The sequence below is a fragment of the Parafrankia irregularis genome, from assembly GCF_001536285.1.
In the GTDB taxonomy this organism is placed as follows: Bacteria; Actinomycetota; Actinomycetes; order Frankiales; family Frankiaceae; genus Parafrankia; species Parafrankia irregularis.
The window spans coordinates 98137-117876 of sequence record NZ_FAOZ01000014.1; the positions used below are offsets into that span (position 1 = coordinate 98137).

At 71.2% G+C, this 19740-nt stretch carries 13 protein-coding genes and 1 pseudogene; 4 read left to right on the forward strand and 10 right to left on the reverse strand.

Translation table 11 applies throughout. The features are described from left to right. Positions 1 to 37: 37 nt before the first annotated feature. Together AWX74_RS21160 and AWX74_RS21165 are read right to left on the reverse strand one after the other, a co-directional pair. The gene (locus AWX74_RS21160) at positions 38 to 670 is read right to left on the reverse strand and encodes a LytR C-terminal domain-containing protein (protein WP_091279670.1); all 633 of its coding nucleotides are present in this window, start codon (positions 668 to 670) and stop codon (positions 38 to 40) included. A 10-nt stretch (positions 671 to 680) separates the two neighbouring features. Further along, positions 681 to 1013 (reverse strand): DUF3263 domain-containing protein, encoded by a 333-nt coding sequence (locus tag AWX74_RS21165; protein WP_091279672.1) that lies wholly within the window; start codon positions 1011 to 1013, stop codon positions 681 to 683. A gap of 217 nt (positions 1014 to 1230) precedes the next feature. Here AWX74_RS21165 and AWX74_RS21170 point away from each other — a divergent pair, with 217 nt between their 5' ends. Then, entirely contained in the window at positions 1231 to 1692 is a 462-nt protein-coding gene (locus tag AWX74_RS21170; protein ID WP_091279675.1) for an RNHCP domain-containing protein, read from the forward strand. On the opposite strand, the gene AWX74_RS21175 is transcribed toward AWX74_RS21170, so the two are convergent. Further along, positions 1637 to 2893 carry a Glu/Leu/Phe/Val family dehydrogenase gene (locus tag AWX74_RS21175; protein WP_054568941.1) on the reverse strand — a complete coding sequence of 419 codons (1257 nt, stop codon included), beginning with the start codon at positions 2891 to 2893 and terminating at the stop codon, positions 1637 to 1639. The two genes, AWX74_RS21170 and AWX74_RS21175, sit on opposite strands and share 56 nt — an antisense overlap. Before the next feature lie 168 nt (positions 2894 to 3061). Between AWX74_RS21175 and AWX74_RS41415 the strand changes: the two are divergent. After that, positions 3062 to 3967 (forward strand): annotated as a pseudogene (locus AWX74_RS41415) (glycosyltransferase 87 family protein); the annotation flags it as partial. 460 nt (positions 3968 to 4427) lie between these two features. On the opposite strand, the gene mptB reads toward AWX74_RS41415, so the two are convergent. Beyond that, positions 4428 to 6380, reverse strand: coding sequence for a polyprenol phosphomannose-dependent alpha 1,6 mannosyltransferase MptB (mptB, locus tag AWX74_RS40810; RefSeq protein WP_397312260.1), 1953 nt, complete (start codon positions 6378 to 6380; stop codon positions 4428 to 4430). On the opposite strand from mptB, the gene AWX74_RS21195 reads away from it, so the two are divergent. Then, entirely contained in the window at positions 6272 to 8008 is a 1737-nt protein-coding gene (locus AWX74_RS21195; RefSeq protein WP_091279683.1) for a hypothetical protein, read from the forward strand. The genes mptB and AWX74_RS21195 overlap by 109 nt on opposite strands. 26 nt (positions 8009 to 8034) lie before the next feature. On the opposite strand, the gene AWX74_RS21200 is transcribed toward AWX74_RS21195, so the two are convergent. From AWX74_RS21200 to AWX74_RS21210, 3 genes are all read right to left on the reverse strand, one after another. Next, positions 8035 to 9951 (reverse strand): NAD-binding protein, encoded by a 1917-nt coding sequence (locus AWX74_RS21200; protein ID WP_091279685.1) that lies wholly within the window; start codon positions 9949 to 9951, stop codon positions 8035 to 8037. 25 nt (positions 9952 to 9976) lie between these two features. Beyond that, complete coding sequence (locus tag AWX74_RS21205; protein WP_091279688.1) at positions 9977 to 11692, reverse strand: PP2C family protein-serine/threonine phosphatase; 1716 nt, start codon at positions 11690 to 11692, stop codon at positions 9977 to 9979. Positions 11693 to 11934: 242 nt separating this feature from the next. Then, the gene (locus tag AWX74_RS21210; protein ID WP_091279690.1) at positions 11935 to 12558 is read right to left on the reverse strand and encodes a TetR/AcrR family transcriptional regulator; all 624 of its coding nucleotides are present in this window, start codon (positions 12556 to 12558) and stop codon (positions 11935 to 11937) included. Positions 12559 to 12639: 81 nt separating this feature from the next. On the opposite strand from AWX74_RS21210, the gene AWX74_RS21215 reads away from it, so the two are divergent. After that, positions 12640 to 13194, forward strand: a complete 555-nt coding sequence (locus AWX74_RS21215; RefSeq protein ID WP_091279693.1) for a hypothetical protein — start codon at positions 12640 to 12642, stop codon at positions 13192 to 13194. 305 nt (positions 13195 to 13499) lie between these two features. On the opposite strand, the gene AWX74_RS21220 is transcribed toward AWX74_RS21215, so the two are convergent. The 3 genes from AWX74_RS21220 to AWX74_RS21230 form a co-directional block, all read right to left on the reverse strand. Then, complete coding sequence (locus AWX74_RS21220) at positions 13500 to 15011, reverse strand: purple acid phosphatase family protein (RefSeq protein WP_242666342.1); 1512 nt, start codon at positions 15009 to 15011, stop codon at positions 13500 to 13502. A gap of 274 nt (positions 15012 to 15285) precedes the next feature. Continuing rightward, positions 15286 to 17790: an ATP-dependent Clp protease ATP-binding subunit gene (locus tag AWX74_RS21225; RefSeq protein ID WP_091279699.1), complete on the reverse strand. Its 2505-nt coding sequence runs from the start codon at positions 17788 to 17790 to the stop codon at positions 15286 to 15288. 636 nt (positions 17791 to 18426) lie between these two features. Beyond that, the gene (locus AWX74_RS21230) at positions 18427 to 19389 is read right to left on the reverse strand and encodes a ferric iron reductase (RefSeq protein WP_226931172.1); all 963 of its coding nucleotides are present in this window, start codon (positions 19387 to 19389) and stop codon (positions 18427 to 18429) included. Positions 19390 to 19740 lie beyond the last annotated feature (351 nt).

Consider the following 19740-nt stretch of genomic DNA (forward strand, 5'->3'; position numbering starts at 1 on the left):
CGGTCGCATGCGGTGGGTGGTGGCGGGCCGGCTGCCGTCAGGGCTGGTCGCCGGCAGGAAAGTCCCTGGTGATGACCAGGATGAGGGTGTCCGTCTCGACGATTCGCGTCTCGGCGCGGGGGACCATGCGGTCAACCCCGGGGACGGTCTCCAGCAGAGTGCGGGCCGCCTCGGCGTCCTCGGGGTCGTAGAAGACAGTCGTGACCGGGACGTTGTACTGGCCCACGTAGTTGCCGGTCCGCTCGACCTTGAAGCCGGCGGCCTCCACCTTGTCGGCGGCGCGGTCGGCGAGTTTGGCGATCCGGGAGTTGTTCAGCACGATGACGGGCGCGACCACGTGCGGCGCCGCCGGGTCGGACCCGGGTTTCGGCGTGGCCGGGGCGGTCGTCGGCGTCGCCTGCCGGGATGGTGTCGGCTCGGTGGTCTCGGCCGGCCGGGTGGATTCGGCGGGCCTGGTCGGCTCGGTGGTCTCGGCCGGCCTCGTCGGCTCGGCGGACGCGGCCCGGGTGGGGCTGGCCCCCGCGGCGGCGACCTCGTCATCGGTGTCGCCGTTGAACAGGTTCACCAGCAGGATGCCGGCGAGCACGGCCAGCACGGCCACGGCGGTGGCGGCCGCCGTGCGCAGGCGGTCACTACCGCGGTTTCGGTAGGGGTGGGAGCCACTGGGCACGGGGCTCTCCTCATGCGTCGTCGGGATCGTCGCCGCCGGGCGCGCCGGCGTCGTCCAGGGCGCCGGCGCGGGCGCGCCGGCGTTCGTCAAGCAGCCGCTGCAGCCGGTTGACGAGCATCGGCTCGGCGGCCAGCGCGGCTGGTGACTCGATCAGTACATGCAGCTTCTGGTAATAGCGGGTCGACGACAGACCGAACTCGGCCTGGATCGCGGCATCCTTGGGGCCGGTGTGCACCGGCCACTTCTTCTCGAACGCCAGCATCCGGGCATCCCGCTCGCTCAGGCTGCCGCCGCCCACAGCCGGGCCGGAATCGGCAGCGTCCGATCCGGGGGCGGGGGGCACGGCGAACCTCCTTGCGGGGCAACAGCCTCGCTGGGGAGGCAGGGACGCCGCCCACTATTTCATCCCGTGGGTCCCACATCCCGGTTCGTTCCTCCGGACACACCGGGCGCGTCGGCCCTCAGTGGCCCATAGCGTCGGACGGCCCATGGCGTCGATGGCATCGGTCCAGCGCCGCCGGCCCATACCGCGCAGGCGGGGCGACTCATACCGTTGAGCGGTGCGACCGCATGAGGAGACGGCAGGTCCCGAAGAGGGGGCCGGGGGTGAGTCCCGCCGGTTCGCCCGCACGCCGGAGGACTTCGAGTGCCTGGTGTGCGGGGCGACGGTCCGGGGTGACGGCTACACGAACCACTGTCCGGCCTGCCTGTGGTCGCGGCATGTGGACGTCCACCCCGGCGACCGCGCGGCGGCGTGTCGGGGGCTGATGCGCCCGGTCGCGGTGGAGATGCGGGCCAGGGACAGCATCCTGACCCATCACTGTGTGGACTGCGGCCATCGGCGCCGCAACCGGACCGCACCGGCGGACGCCGAGGCCGCCCTGTTCGCGCTGGCCAGGATGGTCGCGGAGGAGGTCAGTCGGCACGGGCCGGAGCCCGCGGGCCCGCAGCGCGGCGGCCAGCAGGTCAGGGGTACAGGCCCCGGGTCCGGTGCGCCTCGGCGACGCGGGCGACGCCGATGATGTGGGCGGCGGTGCGCAGGCTCACCCGCCGCTCGCGGGCCAGCGCGGAGACCTCCCGGTAGGCGCGCAGCATCAGCTCGCGCAGGCGGTCGTTCACCTGGTCCTCCGACCAGAAGTACGCCTGGATGTCCTGCACCCATTCGAAGTAGGAGACGGCGACGCCGCCACCGTTGGCGAGGATGTCCGGCACGATCACCGTGCCGTTCCCGGTCAGGATCCGGTCGGCCTCCGCCGTCACCGGTCCGTTCGCGCCCTCGACGATCAGTGGCGCCTTGACCCGGTCGGCGTTCCCGACGTTGATCACACCCTCGAGGGCCGCGGGGACCAGCATGTCGACGTCCAGCTCGAGCAGCTCGTCGTTGGTGATCGTGTCGGTGCCGGGGTAGCCGACGACCGTGTCGCCGCCGCGGGCCACGTGCCGGATCAGTGCTGTCGGGTTGAGCCCCGCGCTGTTGTGGACGCCGCCCTTGACGTCGGACACCGCGACCAGGCGGCAGCCGGCGTCGTGCAGGTACTGGGCGGCGAGCGCACCGACCTTGCCGAAGCCCTGCACGGCGACCGTGGTCTCCCTGGGCTCCTTGTCGAGCTCGCGCAGCGCGGCGAACGCCGCCAGCTGGACGCCACGGCTGGTGGCCCCGGCCCGCCCGGCGGATCCGCCGATCGACAGCGGCTTGCCGGTGACCACGCCCGCGGCGGTGTGGCCGGTGTGCGTGGAGTAGGTATCCATGATCCAGGCCATGGTCTGCTCGTCGGTGCCGACGTCCGGCGCCGGGATGTCCTTGTCCGGCCCGATCAGCGGCACCAGCTCGGCCGCGTACCGCCGGGTCATCCGCTCACGTTCCTGCCGTGAGAGCAGGCCCGGCTCGACGGCGATCCCGCCCTTCGCCCCGCCGTAGGGGATCCCCATCAGCGCGCACTTCCAGGTCATCCACATGGCGAGGGCCTTGACCTCGTCAAGATCGCAGGATGGGTGGTAGCGCAGGCCGCCCTTTGCGGGCCCACGCGCCAGGTTGTGCTGGACCCGGTAGCCGGACAGGACGAGCAGCTGCCCGTCGTCGCGCAGCAGCGGCACCGAGACGGAGATCGATCGGCGCGGGGTGCGCAGCAGGTCGTGCATGCCGTCGTCCAGGCCCAGGTGGCGGACGGCGTCGGCAAGCTGCACGCACGCCGTGTCCCAGGCGGAGCCGGTCCCGAGGATCACAGAGCACCTCCGTGACTTCTGCTGTCGGGCAGCGTCCAGGGCGGGTGACGCTTGGCCATCGGGACGCCGAGCCGGTGATGTAACGCTAGGTAGCGAAGCGTACTCGCATGGCGATGACTTTCTCACGCCGGTACCTGCCGTGCCGGCGCGGCAGGTACTTTTCGGCAGATGCGACGTGCCTGGGTGAGTCCGTTCGGCCGGTCGCTGTTCGGCCGCCCGCTGCTCGTCCGCTGGGCACTGAGCCGTGCGGTGCTCCTCGTGCTGGCGCTGGCCGGGCAGGTGTTCGGCGCGCAGCAGAGCGTTCTCGGCGATGTGGATCTCTACCGGGACTGGGGGCACACGCTCGTCGCGCAGGGGCAGGTTCCCGGTGACGAGAAGTGGCAGTACCCGCCGGGTGCCGCGGTGGTGCTGGCACTGCCGGCCGTGCCGAGGGAACTGCTGGGTGTCCCGTACGAGGTCTCGTTCTACCTGCTGATCCTCGGGCTCGACGCGGTCGTGACCTGGGCGCTGGCCCGGCGTTCGCGCCGCGCGGCGAACTGGTGGCTGCTGGGCACCCTGGCGCTGGGCCCGGTCACCGTGGCCCGTTTCGACCTGGTGCCCGCCGCCGGTGCGCTCGCGGCCGTGCTCGCGCTGGGCCGTGATGGCAGCGGCCCTGGTCCCAGCCCCAGCCCCGGCGGCGACCGCGACCGGTTCGGTCGCTTCGGTGGCTGGGTGGCCTTCGGCGCCGCGGTGAAGGTGTGGCCAGGGCTGCTGCTCGTCGCCCTCGGCCGTCGGCACGCGGCCCCGGCGCGGTTCGGGTGGATCGCGGCCGGTGCCGCGGCCGTGGCCGCCGGGCTGTCCGCGGTGCTCCTGACCGCCGGCTGGTGGCACGGCGCGCTCGGCTTCCTGGACGCACAGCGGGCCCGGGGCCTGCAGGTCGAGGCAGTACCGGCCACACCCTTCGTCGTGGCGGCGATGTTCGGGGCCGGCTCCGGCCCGACGTACTCCTACGGGTCGCTCCAGTTCGACAGCCCGGCCGCCCGGGGTGTCGCCTCCGCGTGTTCTCTCGTCGAGATGGCTCTGATCGGTGTGGCGGTGGTGTGGTGGTGGGGGCGCCGGCCGCGGGAGAAAGAGGCGCAGACTGCGGCTGCAGCCGCGGCCGGGACCGCGGGCCGTGCTCTGGCCGCGGTGCTCATCATCATGGTCACCTCACGGGTGCTGAGCCCGCAGTATCTGGTCTGGCTGCTTGCGCTGGCCGCGGCCCAGCTCGCCTGCACTCGCCCGGTGCCGGGCGGGGCCGGGGAGCCGGACGGTTCGGTCAGCCAGCCGGACGGGCACCCTCTCGGCCGACTGCCCGGACGGCGAGGCTGGCGGCGGGGTGGGCTGTGGGCCGGCCGGCGGGATCTGACGGTGCTGCTCGTTGCTGCCTGCCTGCTGACGCAGATCGTCTACCCGTGGCGGTACAACGATGTCGTGCAGGGCCGGGTGGTCGGAGGGCTGCTGCTGATCGCGCGGAACCTGCTGCTTGTAGTAGCCGCGTGGTATGCGCTGCGGGCTACCGCGAGCGAGCCGCGCGCCGCTGGACCTGCGGCGCCGCCGCCGCCAGCGCGAGCAGAACCAGTGCCGCCGCCGCTACCGCGCCAGGTACCCCGGCTCGGCCGAGCAGCCGCCAGGTTGCGGCGAGCGGTGACAACGTCGCGGCACACAGCCACACCGACGTGACCACGACCAGCGCGAGCACTGCCTTGGTCCGTCGGTCGAGTGCGGCGAGCGCGACGAGCGCTGCCAGGAACGGCACGCTGAGCGCGAGATACCACGGGTAGAGCACCGGGGAACCGAGAGCCACGGCCATCCCGCCGTAGCCCACGACGGCCAGATCATCCCGGTGTCCGCTCGTGGGCGGCCTTGACCAGGCCCGCAACAGGAGCCAGCCGACGATGAGACCAGCCGTGAGCAGGGTCAGGGCGCGGGTGGCCCGCAGCAGGCTGTCGTCCGTGACATCCAGCCCGACCAGGTGGGCCAGCGCACCGGCCGCGGTCGCGAGGATCGACGCCGGGGCCACACCCGTCTCGAGCTTGCCGGACGTCGCCAGCGCGCCGAGCCAGGTCGGCCCGAAGCCGCCCGCGGCACTGGCGGCGACAACCGCGATCGTCCCGGCGGCGACGTCCGCTCCCAGGGATCGTCGCCATCCGTCCCGGGCGTGGGCGACCACGAGCCAGGCGACCCCGAGGAAGGCGGTTGCCTTGACGCTCCCGGCGAGGCAGGCAAGGGCCACGGCCGCCGCGCCGAGCAACAGGTCGTGGTGCCCGGGGGAGGGCCGCTCGCGGACGCGCATCCGGTCGACGACCAGCGCGGCCGCGAGCAGTGCCGCGGCGAGCGCGTCCAGGTGCGCTCCACCGATCAGATGGATGATCACGAACGGATTGGCCGCGAGCAGGACGAGCACGATCGAGGCGTAGGAGTCCGCGGGGCCGGGTTCCGTACCCGTGCCGGCGGGTGAGCTTGCCGCGGTGAGCGAACCCGTCCCGGCGGTGAGTGGGCCCGGCCTGCGCCACAGGCGCAGCATCAGCAGGACGAGGGCAACAGTGGAGACCACCGCGATGATCCGCAGCACGACTGTCACGGTGGCGGGGCCGGACCCCAGAGCGTTCCCGACCGCCGCCGCGAACCGTTCCACACCCACGGCGAGCCCGCCATAGGGAGCATGTGTCTCGCGCCACCGGGGGTCGACGGCGGCGACGAATGCCGCGCCCGCCGTGCCGGCCGCGTCCGGTGAGAGCAGATCGCCGATCCCGTGGGTTGCCGGATCCAGCCCGTACCGGGCGAGTTCGCCCTGGGCCGCGTACGCGTAGACGTCCCGGCTGAACAACGGAGGGCCAACCGCGAACGGGGTTGCCCACGCGAGGGCGGCGACGGCGGCCGTCCGGGCCGGGAGCGCGTGACGCAGGGCGTGCCGCAGCAGGATGACCCAGGTCAGGCAGAGGGCGATCACGGCCAGCACCGCTGTGGCCGCAAGCACGCCCCTGACCGTGTCCGAGGGGGGCGCGGATGGGAGAATTCCCCACCAGGACGACGGGTCGCTGGCCTGTGGGTCCCGGGGGCCGAGCCGGGCCTCGCCGACCATGGCGATGATCGCGGCGATCGTGCCCGCCACGATCAGTCGCCGCCCTGGCGGCGTGCCTGCCCGGCGGCCGGCCGGGGCACCCGCAGTGTCGGCAGCGGTGGCGTCGGCGGCGCTGGCTGCGTCGGCGGTGCCGGTGGCGCTGGCTGCGTCGGCGGTGCCGGTGGCTGCGGTGTCGGTGGCGCTGGCGGTGTCAGCGGCGAAGATGTCGACGCTGTGTCCGTGCGTATTGATCAGGGTGCCGGTGGGGCCGGCCGTGTGAGCCTGGGAGGTGGCGGGTGGGCCTGCTGGCGACGCCTGATCCGCCGCTCGGGACCACCACCGGCGAAATCCCGGAATCGCCCGAGCTGGCGCGCCACAGTGGGACCGGTCGTCGCCACGACTCACTCCCGCAGACCTCCTGCCTCGCCGTGGGCCCTCGTCGCCGTAGCCGGCTGGCCGAGGCGGCAGCGGCGCTGGGCACCGCGGTGGTGCGCAGGCCCTGGCTGCTGACCGCCGTGCTCTGTCTGATCTCGGTGTGCTTCGACGTGACCGGCCCGGACACTCCCGCTCAGGAGTATCGGGTCTGGCTGTTCGAGCACGGCGGAGCGCTTCTGTGGGACGACGGTTGGTACGGCGGCCATCCCATACTCGGTTACAGTGTGCTCTTTCCCCCGCTGGGTGCCCTGCTCGGGGTCCAGACCATCGGGGTGCTGGCGTGTGTCGCCTCGACCGCGATCGTGACGAGGCTGCTGCGTGGGCCGGGGGGCCGCCGCGGGCATGATCTGGCGCTGGTGTGGTTCGCGGTAGCGACCGTGGCCAACCTGGTCGTCGGCCGGATGCCGTTCGCGCTCGGCATGGCCTTCGGTGCCCTCGCGCTGGTCGGCGCGAGGGAGCGCAGGGTCTGGCTGGTGTGGCTCGGCGCGGTGCTGTCGTCGCTCGCGTCGCCGCTTGCCGCCGGCTTCGTGCTGATGGTCGGCCTGGCTCTGCTCGGGTCGCTGCCGCGCCGGGTGCTCGCCGGGTTCCTGGGCGCGACCGCGGGGATCATCGTCGCGCTGGCCTTCCCCGACGAGGGCTACCAGCCGTTCCCGGCCGTCACGTTCATCTCCTTGCTGGCGCTGATCGGGTGCGGGCTGCTGCTGGTGCCGAAGGATCGGCGGGCGGTCCGTAACGGTCTGCTGCTGTGGGCGGCGGCGGCGATCTTCTTCTTCTTCGTGCCCACCCAGATCGGCGGCAACATAGCCCGCCCGGCGACGATGCTCGCCGGGCCGGCCGCCGCGGTGTTCCTGGCCGGCCGCCCGCGGGCGCTGGCCGTGGTGGCGATTCCACTGATCGCCTGGCAGATCGGCCCGGTCCACGGAGCCCTGGTCACACATGGTGATCCGTCAGCGTCGCCTGGCTACTACACCGAGATGCTGGACTACCTGGACAACGACAGCCCCGTGCCGGTCGGCCGGGTGGAGATTCCCTTCACCCGGTCGCACTGGGAGGCACGCTATGTGCCCCCGCGGATCCCCATGAGCCGGGGGTGGCTGCGCCAGGCCGACAGCAAGTACAACGCGCTGTTCTACGACGGGACGCTGACGGCCGAGACGTATCACGACTGGCTGCTTGCCCGGGGCGTCACCTATGTCGCGCTGCCGAACGTCGATCTCGACCCGTCCGCGGTGGCCGAGGCCGAGCTGCTCCGTTCCGGGCTGCCGTACCTGGAGCTCGCGTGGCAGAACGCGGACTGGAAGATCTGGCTGGTCCGGGACTCCGCGGGTCTGGTCCACGGGCCGGCCACCCTCACCGAGCTGGGCGTCAGCTCGATCGCGGTGTCGTTCGCGAACCCGGGCTTCGCCACGGTCCTGGTGCACTACACCCCGTACTGGCAGCTCACCGAAGGTGACGCCTGTGTGTTCCGTGCGGCAGGGGGTTGGACCGGCATCCTCACCCAGTCCAGTGGGGCCGTCCGTCTGTCGGCGCGCCTGTCGGTGGACGGTCTGACGCGTGCCAGCGCCCTGGACTGCCCGGCCGACGAACGCCTGCACTGAACCAGCTTCCGGGCCAGACGTTCGGGTCAGGCGGGCGGGTCCGGCGGTCGGGGCATCATCCGCACGATGCCGAGATCCGCCGCGGCGAGCACCACCGGCATGTTGAGCACGACGGCTCGGCTGCGGTCCTGATCTTCCGCGGAGAGGCTCTCCCACTCGATGAGTGACGGGTGGGAGCCGTCCTGTTCGGTGGGCCCGAACCGCATCCCGCGGCTCTCCCGCTCGCGCCGCCACCTCAGGTGCTCCTCGGGAGCCAGCTGTTCCACCTCCTCGTCGGTGAAGACGAACTCCGGATCATGCTCCCCCAGGGGCACCAGCATCCAGTTCCGCCGGCGCAGGACCTCGCTGTAGCCGATCGCCTGTGCCCGGTTCGAGGCCTGGAGATCAGGGGCCAGCTCCGCCCACGGGCGCAGACCGCGCCGTGAGCCGATCTGCGCGCCCGCGGCGAGCTCCTTCGTGAGGTACTTCTCATGGATGATCTGAGCGAAGTTCTCGATGAGATCGTTGGCTCCGGGGTCGAGCGGCAGCGCCTCGTCGTTCACGGCGAAGAACCGCAGCCCACCGCCGACGTTGTCCAGCAGCCCACCATCGCCGGCCGGGTCAGTCTCGTCGGTGGGTGGCTCACGCGGGCCGAACACGTCCTCGAAGCTGCGTTGGCGCCCCGTCCGCACGACGATCCTGGTGCGGTTGACGCCGAGGCTGCCGGCACCGACCGCGCGGACCACCTCGAGACCGCGCAGCAGCGCCTCCTCCTCCTCCCGATGGCAGACGTACACGAACTCGGGTGGTGTCGGTGGCTCGCCCGGCGCGCGGCTGATCAGGACGAGTTCGGGGGGGACGTCACCGGAGGCGCTGTCGTGACACAGCAGCGTGACCCGGCCGAGCGCGGGCTCACGTGAGCGCATCGCGGCGGCCCTGACGGACGCGTCCGGTGCGCACAGCACGATGCGCAGCAACGGGCCGCCGGCCGGGCTGTTGTCCCGCCACCGCCGCGCGAGCTCCATGACGACGGCCTGCCCGAGGCCCGAGGTGCCCAGGACGACCAGGTGCGGCGGATCGTGCGGTGCGGTGTCGTCGTGCCCCGGCCGGGACCAGGCCGGGGCGTTGCTGTTGAGCAGGGAATGCGCGCCGAGGACCTCGACCGCGAAGAAGTCGAGCCGGAAGCCCGGGTCGCCCTCCAGCCCGATCCACCGAGCGCGCAGGTGCGGGAGCAACGACAGGTCTCCGACCTGGGCGAGGCAGCGCAGTGGGTTGTCCGCCCGGGCGTCGGTGAACCGGCGGAACCGGGCGCGGGTGCGCCCGGCCCGCAGGACCGCCCGGGCGGTGAGGGTGACGGCCAGGTTGGAGGCGGTGTCGGCGAGGCAGCTGTAGATGACGTCGGCACGCGCGACCCCGGCCCCCTGAAGCACGAGCAGTTCGGCCGGATCCCCGTTGATGCGGAGCAGGTTCGGGGGGCGCTCGGCGTCCGGGTACTCGCGTTCGGCGTCCTCGGCGACCAGCACCACCCGCCTGGACCCCACCAGCTTGTCCACCAGCGCCGACGCCGTCGGGCCGCTACCGCAGACGACGACGTGCCGGCGGGCGTGCCGGGCCCGGAACTGCTCGAACCGGTGCGCGAAAAGGGTGCTGGCCGCGTCGGCGACGCCCACCGCGGTGGCCAGCGGCGCCAGGAAGCGGGCAACCTCCAGCGCGGGAGGGAACTGCCCGCCGCCCTCGAACATCGTCCCGTCCGCGAGGAACAGGGTTGACGCGAAGAAGACCACGTTGGTCCACGTGAAACTTTCCGGCGTGGCCGCGAAGTGCTGGTAGGTACCGATGAGGCTCAGCGCCAGCGCGATGAGCCCCAGCACCACGAACATGCTGAGCAGATGGCGGCGCAGCCACCGGAGCATCCGGCCGATCCGGCTCACGGGCCCGAACAGGAACGCGGGGTCGAGCCTCATACCCCGCGTCACCCGCGGCGGGTCGTCACCGTGACGACGGCTCCGACACGAGGTCGGCGACCACGATCGTCGTGTCGTCTCGAGCGCCGGCGATCAGTGCGGCCTCGACGAGGGCGTCCGCGGCCTTCTCCGGTGGCTCGGCGCCGAGTTCGGTCATGAGCCCGAGCAGTTGCTCCGGGGTCATGACCTTCGTGATGCCGTCGCTGGCGAGAATCACCCGGTCGCCCGCGCGCACCGGCTCGTGCAGAAGATCCGCCTCGATCTGGTCGGCGAGGCCGATCGCGTTGAGCAGCGGGCCGTTCTTGATCGCGTGCGGCGTCGTGATCTGGTGTGGGCGCCCCTTCTGCGGCTGCAGCCAGACCGAGCTGTCACCGACGTGGGCGATGAACAGGGTCTCGCCGGTCGACTGCTGCCGCCCGAGGATGACGACGTCGAGCGTGCAGGCCATGCCCCGCCAGGCCGGCTCCTCCCGCGGCTTCTCCCGGACGACCTGGTTGGCCCGCGCGATGGCCTGACGCAGGCCGTCAACCGGGTCCCGGGCGTACTGGGGGCGGAAGCCCGCGACGGTGGTGACCGCGAGCGTGGACGCGATCTGGCCCGCGGCCTCGCCGCCGACGCCGTCCGCCACCGCCAGCAGGCCGTCCGAGACGACCCAGGCGTCCTCGTTCGGGCCGCCACGTTTGCCGCGCCTGGAACGCCCGGCCGCGGCGAGGCGCAGCGCCGGCGTCGTGGTCTGGGCCGGTTCGGCCGCGACGATGCCAGCCTCGCCTGATTCGGGCGAGGTGCCCTCCGCCTCAGCCTGCGCCTGCGGATGAGCCTGCAGCGGAGGCAGCAGGGGTGGGGCGGGCGGTGCCGGTGCGTGGCTCGAGCCCCAGCTCGGCGCATGCTCCGGGCTTACGGGAACCCGCCTGGTCTGCGCGGCCGCGGGATCGGGGTAGGACCCCGGCCCGGGGTACCCCGGGCCTGAGCTCCCCGCATGCCCCGCATCGGAGTACCCCGCGTGTGTGGGTGGCTCGGGGATCGGGAAGCCTCCGGTGGCCGGCCCCCGGCCCTCCTGCGCCGTCGACAGCCGGTAGGCGGAGTCGTCGACGTCGCTGTGGTGCGGGCGGCCGCTGGGAGGCGGGGTCCACCCGGTGGCGTCCGGGTCCCGGCTGTCGTTCATGTAGGTGTCCCTGCTGCCTGAGTCGAATCCGCCCGTGGCGTGCGGTGGGTACACGCCACCGATATTGTGACCCGCGTCCTCGCGGTCATCCGCCGTGGTCGTGGCCGTGTCGGTTTCATCGCCCAGGTCGGGCTCGTTCAGGCTGCTGACCCGGGTGGCGTCCGTGTCGACCCACTCGTTCCATCCGGTAGCGTCATCCCACGCCGAGAGGGTGGCCTCGCCCGAGTCCGCGGCGTCCTCGCCGCCGGTCGTCTCGGCCGCGTTGTAGCCCGGTGCGGCCGGTCCACCCGCGACAGGCCCGCCCGCGACAGGCCCGCCCGCAGCGGCCGGAGCGGAGAACCCCGGAACCATGCCGTCCGGGTCATCCGTGGCATCCGGGCCGCTCGGCTCGCCCGGTGGCTCCGGGCTTGGTTGCTCCCGCAACGGGATGGCCCCCGGCCGTGACCGGCGTGTCTCCAGCGTCCGCCGGCGCCCGGCGTCGGCCCCGGTGCGCGGGGCCCGACTGGAGAGCACAACAAAGACAACGGCGCCCACAAGAAGCACCACAATGAGCATGATCGGTACCAGTGAGCTACCCATGGCCTCCGTCCCCGCCACGCCAACCCGATCACGCTATAGGACGTGTCGGTAGCAGTCCCCATACATAACCAAAGGCGTCTACTCGTAGACGATGGGGTCTGTGTCATGACTCCGACAAAAGTCCGTCCCGACCCGCTCGGCACCGTTCGCGCGAGCAGGTGGACGTGATAGCGGGGTCTGGCCGGGGTGATTCGGGTGTCGGGTAGCTGTCCGGGGCGCCCGAAGGTCATACGGTCATGCGGTCAGACGGCAGGGGCGCCGGGACGGACGTCGGGGGCGGGTTCCAGTGCGGCCAGCCGGCGCTCCAGCAGCCGCACGAGCTCGCCGTGGTCCAGCTCCGCCGGGTCGAACAGGTGCTGCAGTGCCAGCCCGTCGCAGAACGCCAGCAGGGCACGCGCCTCGTCGCCCGGCCGCAGATCGGCGCGGATCTCACCGGCGTGCTGGCCGGCCGTGATCACCTCGGCGAGGATGGTCCGCAGCTCGCGATAGGCATCCCTGGGGAAGGCGCGCAGCATCTCGCTCGCCAGTACCCGGCTGACGAAGCCGTACCAGACCAGCAGCTCGTCACGGCGGGCCTCGTCGAGCGGAAGCAGCCCGGTGAGTGCAGCCCGCAGGACGGTGCGTGGCGGGGCGTCGGCGGCGATGTCCGCGAACCGGCGCCGGTAGGCGTCGGAACTGGCCTGGAAGGCCACGGCGAGGATCTCGTCCTTGGAGTCGAAGTAGTGGGCGAGCACGCCCGTCGACCAGCCTGACTCGGCGGCGACCCGGCGCACCGTGACCGCGTCGATCCCCTCACGGGCCACAAGACGGAGCACGGCGGCGCCGATCTCGGCCCGCCGCTGCTCGTGATCTATGGCCCGAGGCACAGTCCGAGTCTACCCAGGGATTTATTTCGGACGTCCGTGTTACAACGGAGGGAGGGTTCTCGCCGAGGAGGTGTGGTGCACATGCTCGTCGCGGTACTGGTCGGCTGCGAGATCGGATTCTGGCTTCTGCTGGCGGGCGGTCTGTTGGCCAGGTACGTCCTGCGCCGGCAACGGCTGTCGGCCGCACTGCTCCTCAGCGTGCCGCTGGTGGACGTCGTGCTGCTCGCCGCGACCGTCATGGACCTGCGGGGCGGGGCCGACGCCACGTTCGTCCACGGGCTCTCAGCGGGTTATCTCGGCTTCTCGGTCGCCTTCGGGCACAGCATGGTCCGCTGGGCCGACAGGCGGGTGGCGCACCGCCTCGGAGCGGGCCCGCCGGTACCGAAGCCCGCTCCACGCGGCACCCGGGAACGGCTCCGGTACGAGTGGCGTGAGTTCGGCAAGGCCGCTGTGGCGTGGGCCGTGGCCTGCGGGCTGCTCGCGCTGATGATGGTGCTGGTGGGCGGCGCCGGTGCCGGTAGCAGTGACACCGCCGAGCTTGGGGCCTGGATCGTCCGGCTCACCGTTGTCCTGGTGGTCTGGTTCGTCGGCTGGCCGGGATGGGAGTCGGTGCGGATGGCCGTCCGCCGGACCTGAGCGCGGCGCCTCGGCCTCCTGCCCCGGACATCGCTTTTCTCCCCGCTCCCGCCTCTGTCCTGCCCTTTTCCGGTATCTGAAGGGGCGAAAGGCGAAGAGATGGGGATTTTGGCTACAACGGCCAAAATCCTCAGATTTTCGAGCTCGGGCGTCGAGCGGGGGACAAGACCTGAGGATTGTGGTCGCGGGAACGACGAAAATCATCAGGGCTTCGGGCTTCGGGCTGCCGGTGCCGCTGCTGCTGCCGCCAGGCAAGGCTGTGGTGGCGTGGCGTGGCGGGTACCGATGGCGCTGTCCGGCCAGCCCTAGACTCCGTCCAGCGCGGGCGACCAGGGTCCGTCGGCATCGCCGCGGGGGCGGACCAGGGTGAACGTGTCGAAGGGGACGGGCTCGGCCGTGGACGAGTCGTAGACCGTCACCACGATCCGGGTTGTCCCGCCCGGGGTGCCCGGATCAACCTCGAAGCCGGCGAAGGCGTAGGGGTGGTCCGGGAAGCGTGCGGCGAGCCACGGTGCGGACTCCATCTCCCGGATCGCCGGGTGATGCCGTTGGCCGGGTGCGGGGTCGCGCACGCCGACCACCACCTGGCAGGCCGGTGGATCGAACAGCTCGTGGGCGGACGGCGTCGACGAGCCGCCCGTACCGACGAGCAGGTGCACGGCCCCGGCCGAGGTGTCGATCGTGATGGCGCCGTTCTCGGTGGTGGTGGCAGCTGGTACGGGGCGGGGTGTCCGGGTCGGTGTCCCCTCGATGACGCCTCGCAGCGGGTGGGTGCGTTCGTAATGATGCTCGTGCCCGGACAGCACCAGATCGACGCCGTACTGGTCGAACAGGGGCAGCCACTCCTCGCGCAGCCCCAGGTCGGCGCCGTTGTGGTGGGCGGCGGTGGAGATCGCCGGCTGGTGCGCGACGGCGACGATCCAGTCGACGTCCCGGTCGGCGCGGGCCTGTTTCAGCTCCCGCTCCAGCCACGCGGTCTGCCGGCCGGAGCTGTACCCGTGCAGGTAGACCCGGCCGGCGTCCTGGTAGCAGACGTCGTCGCCGCTGAGCACGACGAATCGGACGCCGCCGACGGTGAACGCATACCAGAGGCCGTCGAGGTAGGGCTCGTCGTCGTTGCTCGGTAGCTGGAAGTACGTCTGGTAGGCGGCCAGGCCGAGCGCACCGTTGCCGCGCTCGATCTCGTGGTTGCCGGCGCTTGGCATCCAGGGGCGGCGGTGGGCGGAGGCACTGATCATCTCGAACCAGCCCGACCAGGCGACCGGTGGGACGGCGTTGACGTTCGCGTAGGCCAGGTCGCCGTTGACCAGGGTGAACAGGGGCGCCACGCGCTCGATCCCGGCCACCAGCGTCGCCGAGGCCGCGGTGCCGAACGGGTCCTCGGGGTGATCCGTGCCGTGGTCTCCGAAACAGGTGAAGGAGAACGCCGTCCGGCCGCTGGGGGCGGTACGAAAGGAGGAACCGCCCAGCTCGAGCAGCCGACCGGAGCCGCGGTGCCGGAACGGGGCGTTGCCCGGTACCCGCATCGAGATCTCGTAGCGGTACTCGGTGTCGGGTTCCAGGCCTTCGAGCAGCGCGTGATGGGCGAAGATCTCCTGGCGGGTCACCGCGTCGGTGTACGAGCGGGTGACAGCGTCGACCTTGATGCCGGTGCCGGCGGCAGTGTCTGTGCCGGCCGCAGTGTCTGTGCCGGCGGCAGCGTCTGTGTCTGTGGCGGTGGCGGCGTCCGTCGCGGTGGCGGTGTTGTCGATGGGCGCCGGCCGCAGGCGGACCTCGGGTCGCAGCACGGGTGACCTGGTGATCCAGGAGACGATCATCGAGCTGGCCGGATCGGGACCGAAGGTTAGGTGTACGCCGTGCCTGGCCAGCCCGTCGGACTGTCGGCGCGGCGCTGCGGACTGGTCTTCGTCCTGGTGGCGGCGAGGCATGACTTCCGATGCGGGTCGATGGCGAGCCGGTGCGGTGTGCGGTGAACATGCCGAAGGGCGGTTACGCGTGACGCGCAACCGCCCTTCGAACAGGTCTGGCGGTGGTGTGCGCCGGTCGGTGTGACCGACAGCCTGAACTGTCGGTCACACTACCGGCACAGTGTCACTCGCTGGACTTGGCCAGGTCGATCGGCGGGGCGTCCGGCACCGAGTTCGGCTTCGGCTCGCCACGGAAGACGAACTTCGCCTCCTCGCCTTCGCCCTCGACGTCGCCGACGACGATCTCGCCGGGACGCAGCGTCCCGTAGAGGATCTTCTCGGACAGGACGTCCTCGATCTCCCGCTGGATCGTCCGGCGCAGCGGCCGGGCGCCCAGCACCGGGTCGTAACCGCGCTTGGCGAGCAGGGCCTTGGCGGCGGGAGTGAGCTCCAGCGCCATGTCCTTGTTCTTCAGCTGCGAGTCGACGCGGGCCAGCATGAGGTCGACGATCTGGATGATCTCGTTCTCGGAGAGCTGGTGGAAGACGATGATGTCGTCGATCCGGTTCAGGAACTCAGGCCGGAAGTGCTGCTTGAGCTCGTCCTGGACCTTCGCCTTCATCCGCTCGTAGTCGATCGCGCCCTGACCGGTCGCGAAGCCGATGCCGGGGCCCTTGGAGATGTCCCGGGTGCCCAGGTTCGACGTCATGATCAGGACGGTGTTCTTGAAGTCGACCAGCCGGCCCTGGGAGTCGGTCAGGCGACCGTCCTCCAGGATCTGCAGGAGCGTGTTGAAGACGTCCGGGTGGGCCTTCTCGACCTCGTCGAACAGGACCACGGAGAACGGCTTGCGCCGGACCCGCTCGGTGAGCTGGCCACCCTCCTCGTACCCGACGTAGCCGGGCGGGGAGCCCACCAGCCGCGAGACGGTGTGCTTCTCCATGTACTCGGACATGTCGAGCTGGATCAGCGCGTCCTCGTCGCCGAAGAGGAACTCCGCCAGCGTCTTCGACAGCTCGGTCTTACCGACACCGGACGGGCCGGCGAAGATGAACGAGCCACCGGGGCGCTTCGGGTCCTTCAGCCCGGCGCGGGTACGCCGGATCGCCTGCGAGACGGCCTTGATCGCCTGCTCCTGGCCGATGACGCGCTTGTGCAGCTCGTCTTCCATGCGCAGGAGGCGGGCGGTCTCCTCCTCGGTGAGCTTGAAGACGGGGATGCCGGTCCAGATCGCGAGGACCTCCGCGATCTCCTCGTCGCCGACCTCGGCGACGACGTCCATGTCCCCGGCCTTCCACTCCTTCTCCCGCTTGGCCTTCTCGGCCAGCAGGGTCTTCTCCTTGTCGCGCAGCGACGCGGCCTTCTCGAAGTCCTGCGCGTCGATCGCGGACTCCTTGTCCCGGCGGACGTTCGCGATGCGCTCGTCGAACTCGCGCAGGTCCGGCGGAGCGGTCATCCGGCGGATGCGCATCCGGGACCCGGCCTCGTCGATCAGGTCGATCGCCTTGTCCGGCAGGAACCGGTCGGAGATGTAGCGGTCGGCCAGGGAGGCCGCGGCCACGAGGGCGGCGTCGGTGATCGAGACGCGGTGGTGCGCCTCGTACCGGTCGCGCAGGCCCTTGAGGATCTCGATGGTGTGCGCCACCGACGGCTCCGCCACCTGGATGGGCTGGAAGCGCCGCTCCAGGGCGGCGTCCTTCTCCAGGTGCTTGCGGTACTCGTCCAGGGTGGTCGCGCCGATCGTCTGCAGCTCGCCGCGCGCCAGCATCGGCTTGAGGATGGAGGCGGCGTCGATCGCGCCCTCGGCGGCACCCGCGCCGACGAGCGTGTGGAGCTCGTCGATGAACAGGATGATGTCGCCGCGGGTGCGGATCTCCTTGAGGACCTTCTTCAGCCGCTCCTCGAAGTCACCGCGGTAGCGGGACCCGGCGACGAGAGCGCCGAGGTCGAGGGTGTAGAGCTGCTTGTCCTTCAGGGTCTCGGGCACCTCGCCCTTGACGATCGCCTGCGCCAGCCCCTCGACGACGGCCGTCTTGCCGACGCCGGGCTCGCCGATGAGGACCGGGTTGTTCTTCGTCCGGCGCGACAGCACCTGCATGACGCGCTCGATCTCCTTCTCGCGCCCGATGACCGGGTCGAGCTTGGACTCACGAGCGGCCGCGGTGAGGTTGCGGCCGAACTGGTCGAGGACCAGCGAGGTCGACGGCGTGCCCTCGGCCGGGGCCCCGGCGGTGGCCGGGTCGCCCTTGCCCTGGTAGCCGGACAGGAGCTGGATGACCTGCTGGCGGACCCGGTTGAGGTCCGCGCCGAGCTTGACCAGCACCTGGGCGGCGACACCCTCGCCCTCACGGATGAGGCCGAGCAGGATGTGCTCGGTGCCGATGTAGTTGTGGCCGAGTTGCAGAGCCTCGCGCAGGGACAGCTCAAGGACCTTCTTGGCCCGGGGCGTGAACGGGATGTGCCCGCTCGGCGCCTGCTGACCCTGACCGATGATCTCTTCGACCTGCGACCGCACACCCTCGAGCGAGATCCCGAGCGACTCGAGGGCCTTAGCAGCGACGCCCTCGCCCTCGTGGATCAGGCCGAGCAGGATGTGCTCGGTCCCGATGTAGTTGTGGTTGAGCATCCTGGCTTCTTCCTGAGCCAGGACGACGACCCGACGTGCCCGGTCGGTGAACCTCTCGAACATGTGCGCTCCTTCGAGCTGCGACCGACCACACGACAGCCGGTATCCGCATGCTAGCTCCGCCGAGGCATGTCCTCACGCATCGAACAGAAACCTACCCGCCGGAACCGCCCTCTTCGTCGGGGACGGCGCTGCGGCCGGATCGCCGGCCTACCAGCGGAGACGTTCAAGGCAACCGTGGCCGACCAGGCATGATTCCGTCACGTGGTTCCGCCAAGAGCGGAACGACATGTCGACCCCGACAACCTCGGTGTGGGGCTCGACGGGGCGGGCGATGATGATCAGATTCGCGCTCGGAGCCGCGATGCTCCGTGCGGGCGGTGGGAGCGGTTCGGACCGCGACCAACCGTCACCGGCCCAAGCCGGCACTACCGACGGTAACGTATACGCCTGGGTCGAGGGTGTGATACGGATCACATTTGGCCGAATGTGGTCGCCAGGTTCCCTTCCGGCGTTGATTCTCGTGGCACCTTCTGTGACATCGCCGACGCGGCCCATGCCGGTCGTGCACGCCCCGTAGGCAGGCGGGGGGCTTGGGGCCCTCATCGACGTCCTGTCACGGCTGGCCTCAGCTCATCGCCGTCACCTCATAACTGGGTTTGCTGCTGCTCACTGTTCCCCTGCCCTGCGGCGGGCGTCTCAGACGGCCAGACCGCCGGGTCCCTGGGCGTCGATCCACTCCCGCAGCCGGTGCTCACGCTCGTCCGTGGCCACGAACGGGCAGGCGGTGCAGAACTCCTCGGTCAGCCGATGCGCCAGGCAGCATGATCCGCGGCGCATACCCGTGTAGGTCCGGCCGTGATGGACGAACTGCTGCCACGTCGGCCGGGCCCGCAGGGTCGGCGCCGCGTCGGCGAAGAAGGCGTCCGCCTCCAGGCGCCCGATATGTGGATCACCACTCACCCGTTCGGTGAGCAGAAACGCCCGCCCGCACTGGGACGCCACCGCTCCCCACAGGGCCGCGTGCCCGAGCCGCGCGCGCGACCGGAGGCTGTTGATCATCGGTTCCAGGTGGCCGATGATCTGGCCGACGAGCTGCGCCCGCAGGGCGTCGACGTCCGCCGCGACCATCGTCACCTCGATCGGGTCGGTGCCGCCGAGGTCGACGCTCACCTTCGCGTCGAGCAGGTCGAGGTGATCGGCAAGCGCCGGATCGGAGCGCAGCAGTGCAAGCCGCGGGCGGTGGAACGCCGTGCTGTCGAACCATCCGCCCTCGTGGCAGTGCACCGAGATCCCGGCGGGGGCAAGGTCCGGCACCCGCCGGGCCAGGACGAACATCGCGATGGCCGGGCCGACGATGGTGGCGGCGTACCACGCGGTGAAGTAGCTGACGGCGACCTCCGCCGTGGCCTGGTTGTGATCGCGGACGACGGCGAGGGCCTCGTCGAGCGTCGCGGGATCGAGCAGCTGGTCGGCCCGGATCCAGCCGTTCGGCGACGGTGGCGGACCGGCGATCGCCCGGCGGTGGTCCAGCGCCGCCCGCACCGTGCGCAGGGTGGTTTCGAGGCCGGTCAGGCTGGTGGCACGGACCGCCAGGTCGACCGGCAGGTCGGAGGTACCCGTGGGCAGGTGCTGCGGGTGACGGGGCGGCGCGTGAGACATGGTGTTAGGTAAGCCTAACTTCAACTCGACAGTCAACTCGGCGTCGCCCACCTGTCGTGGCCGCTCCAGGTGCCCTGGCTGCCGGCAGCCCGCTGACCTGTGGATTCGCCGGTCGTGGGCCCATTTATTGGAAATGGTCACAACCTGCCCAGGAGTCCGGCTTGTGGCCCTGACCCCCTGGCGGAGTCGGTTGCCCGACAGTCGGCAGCAGGTGATCGATGCGGACGGCGAGTCCGGGAACCGAGGGTCCCGGACTCGACTCCACATCCTGAGATCAAGAAGTGAGGCTAACCTTATCTTGAGACGGCTCGTGGTGCAGTGCAGCCGATACGTGACACTCGCGGGAGCGAA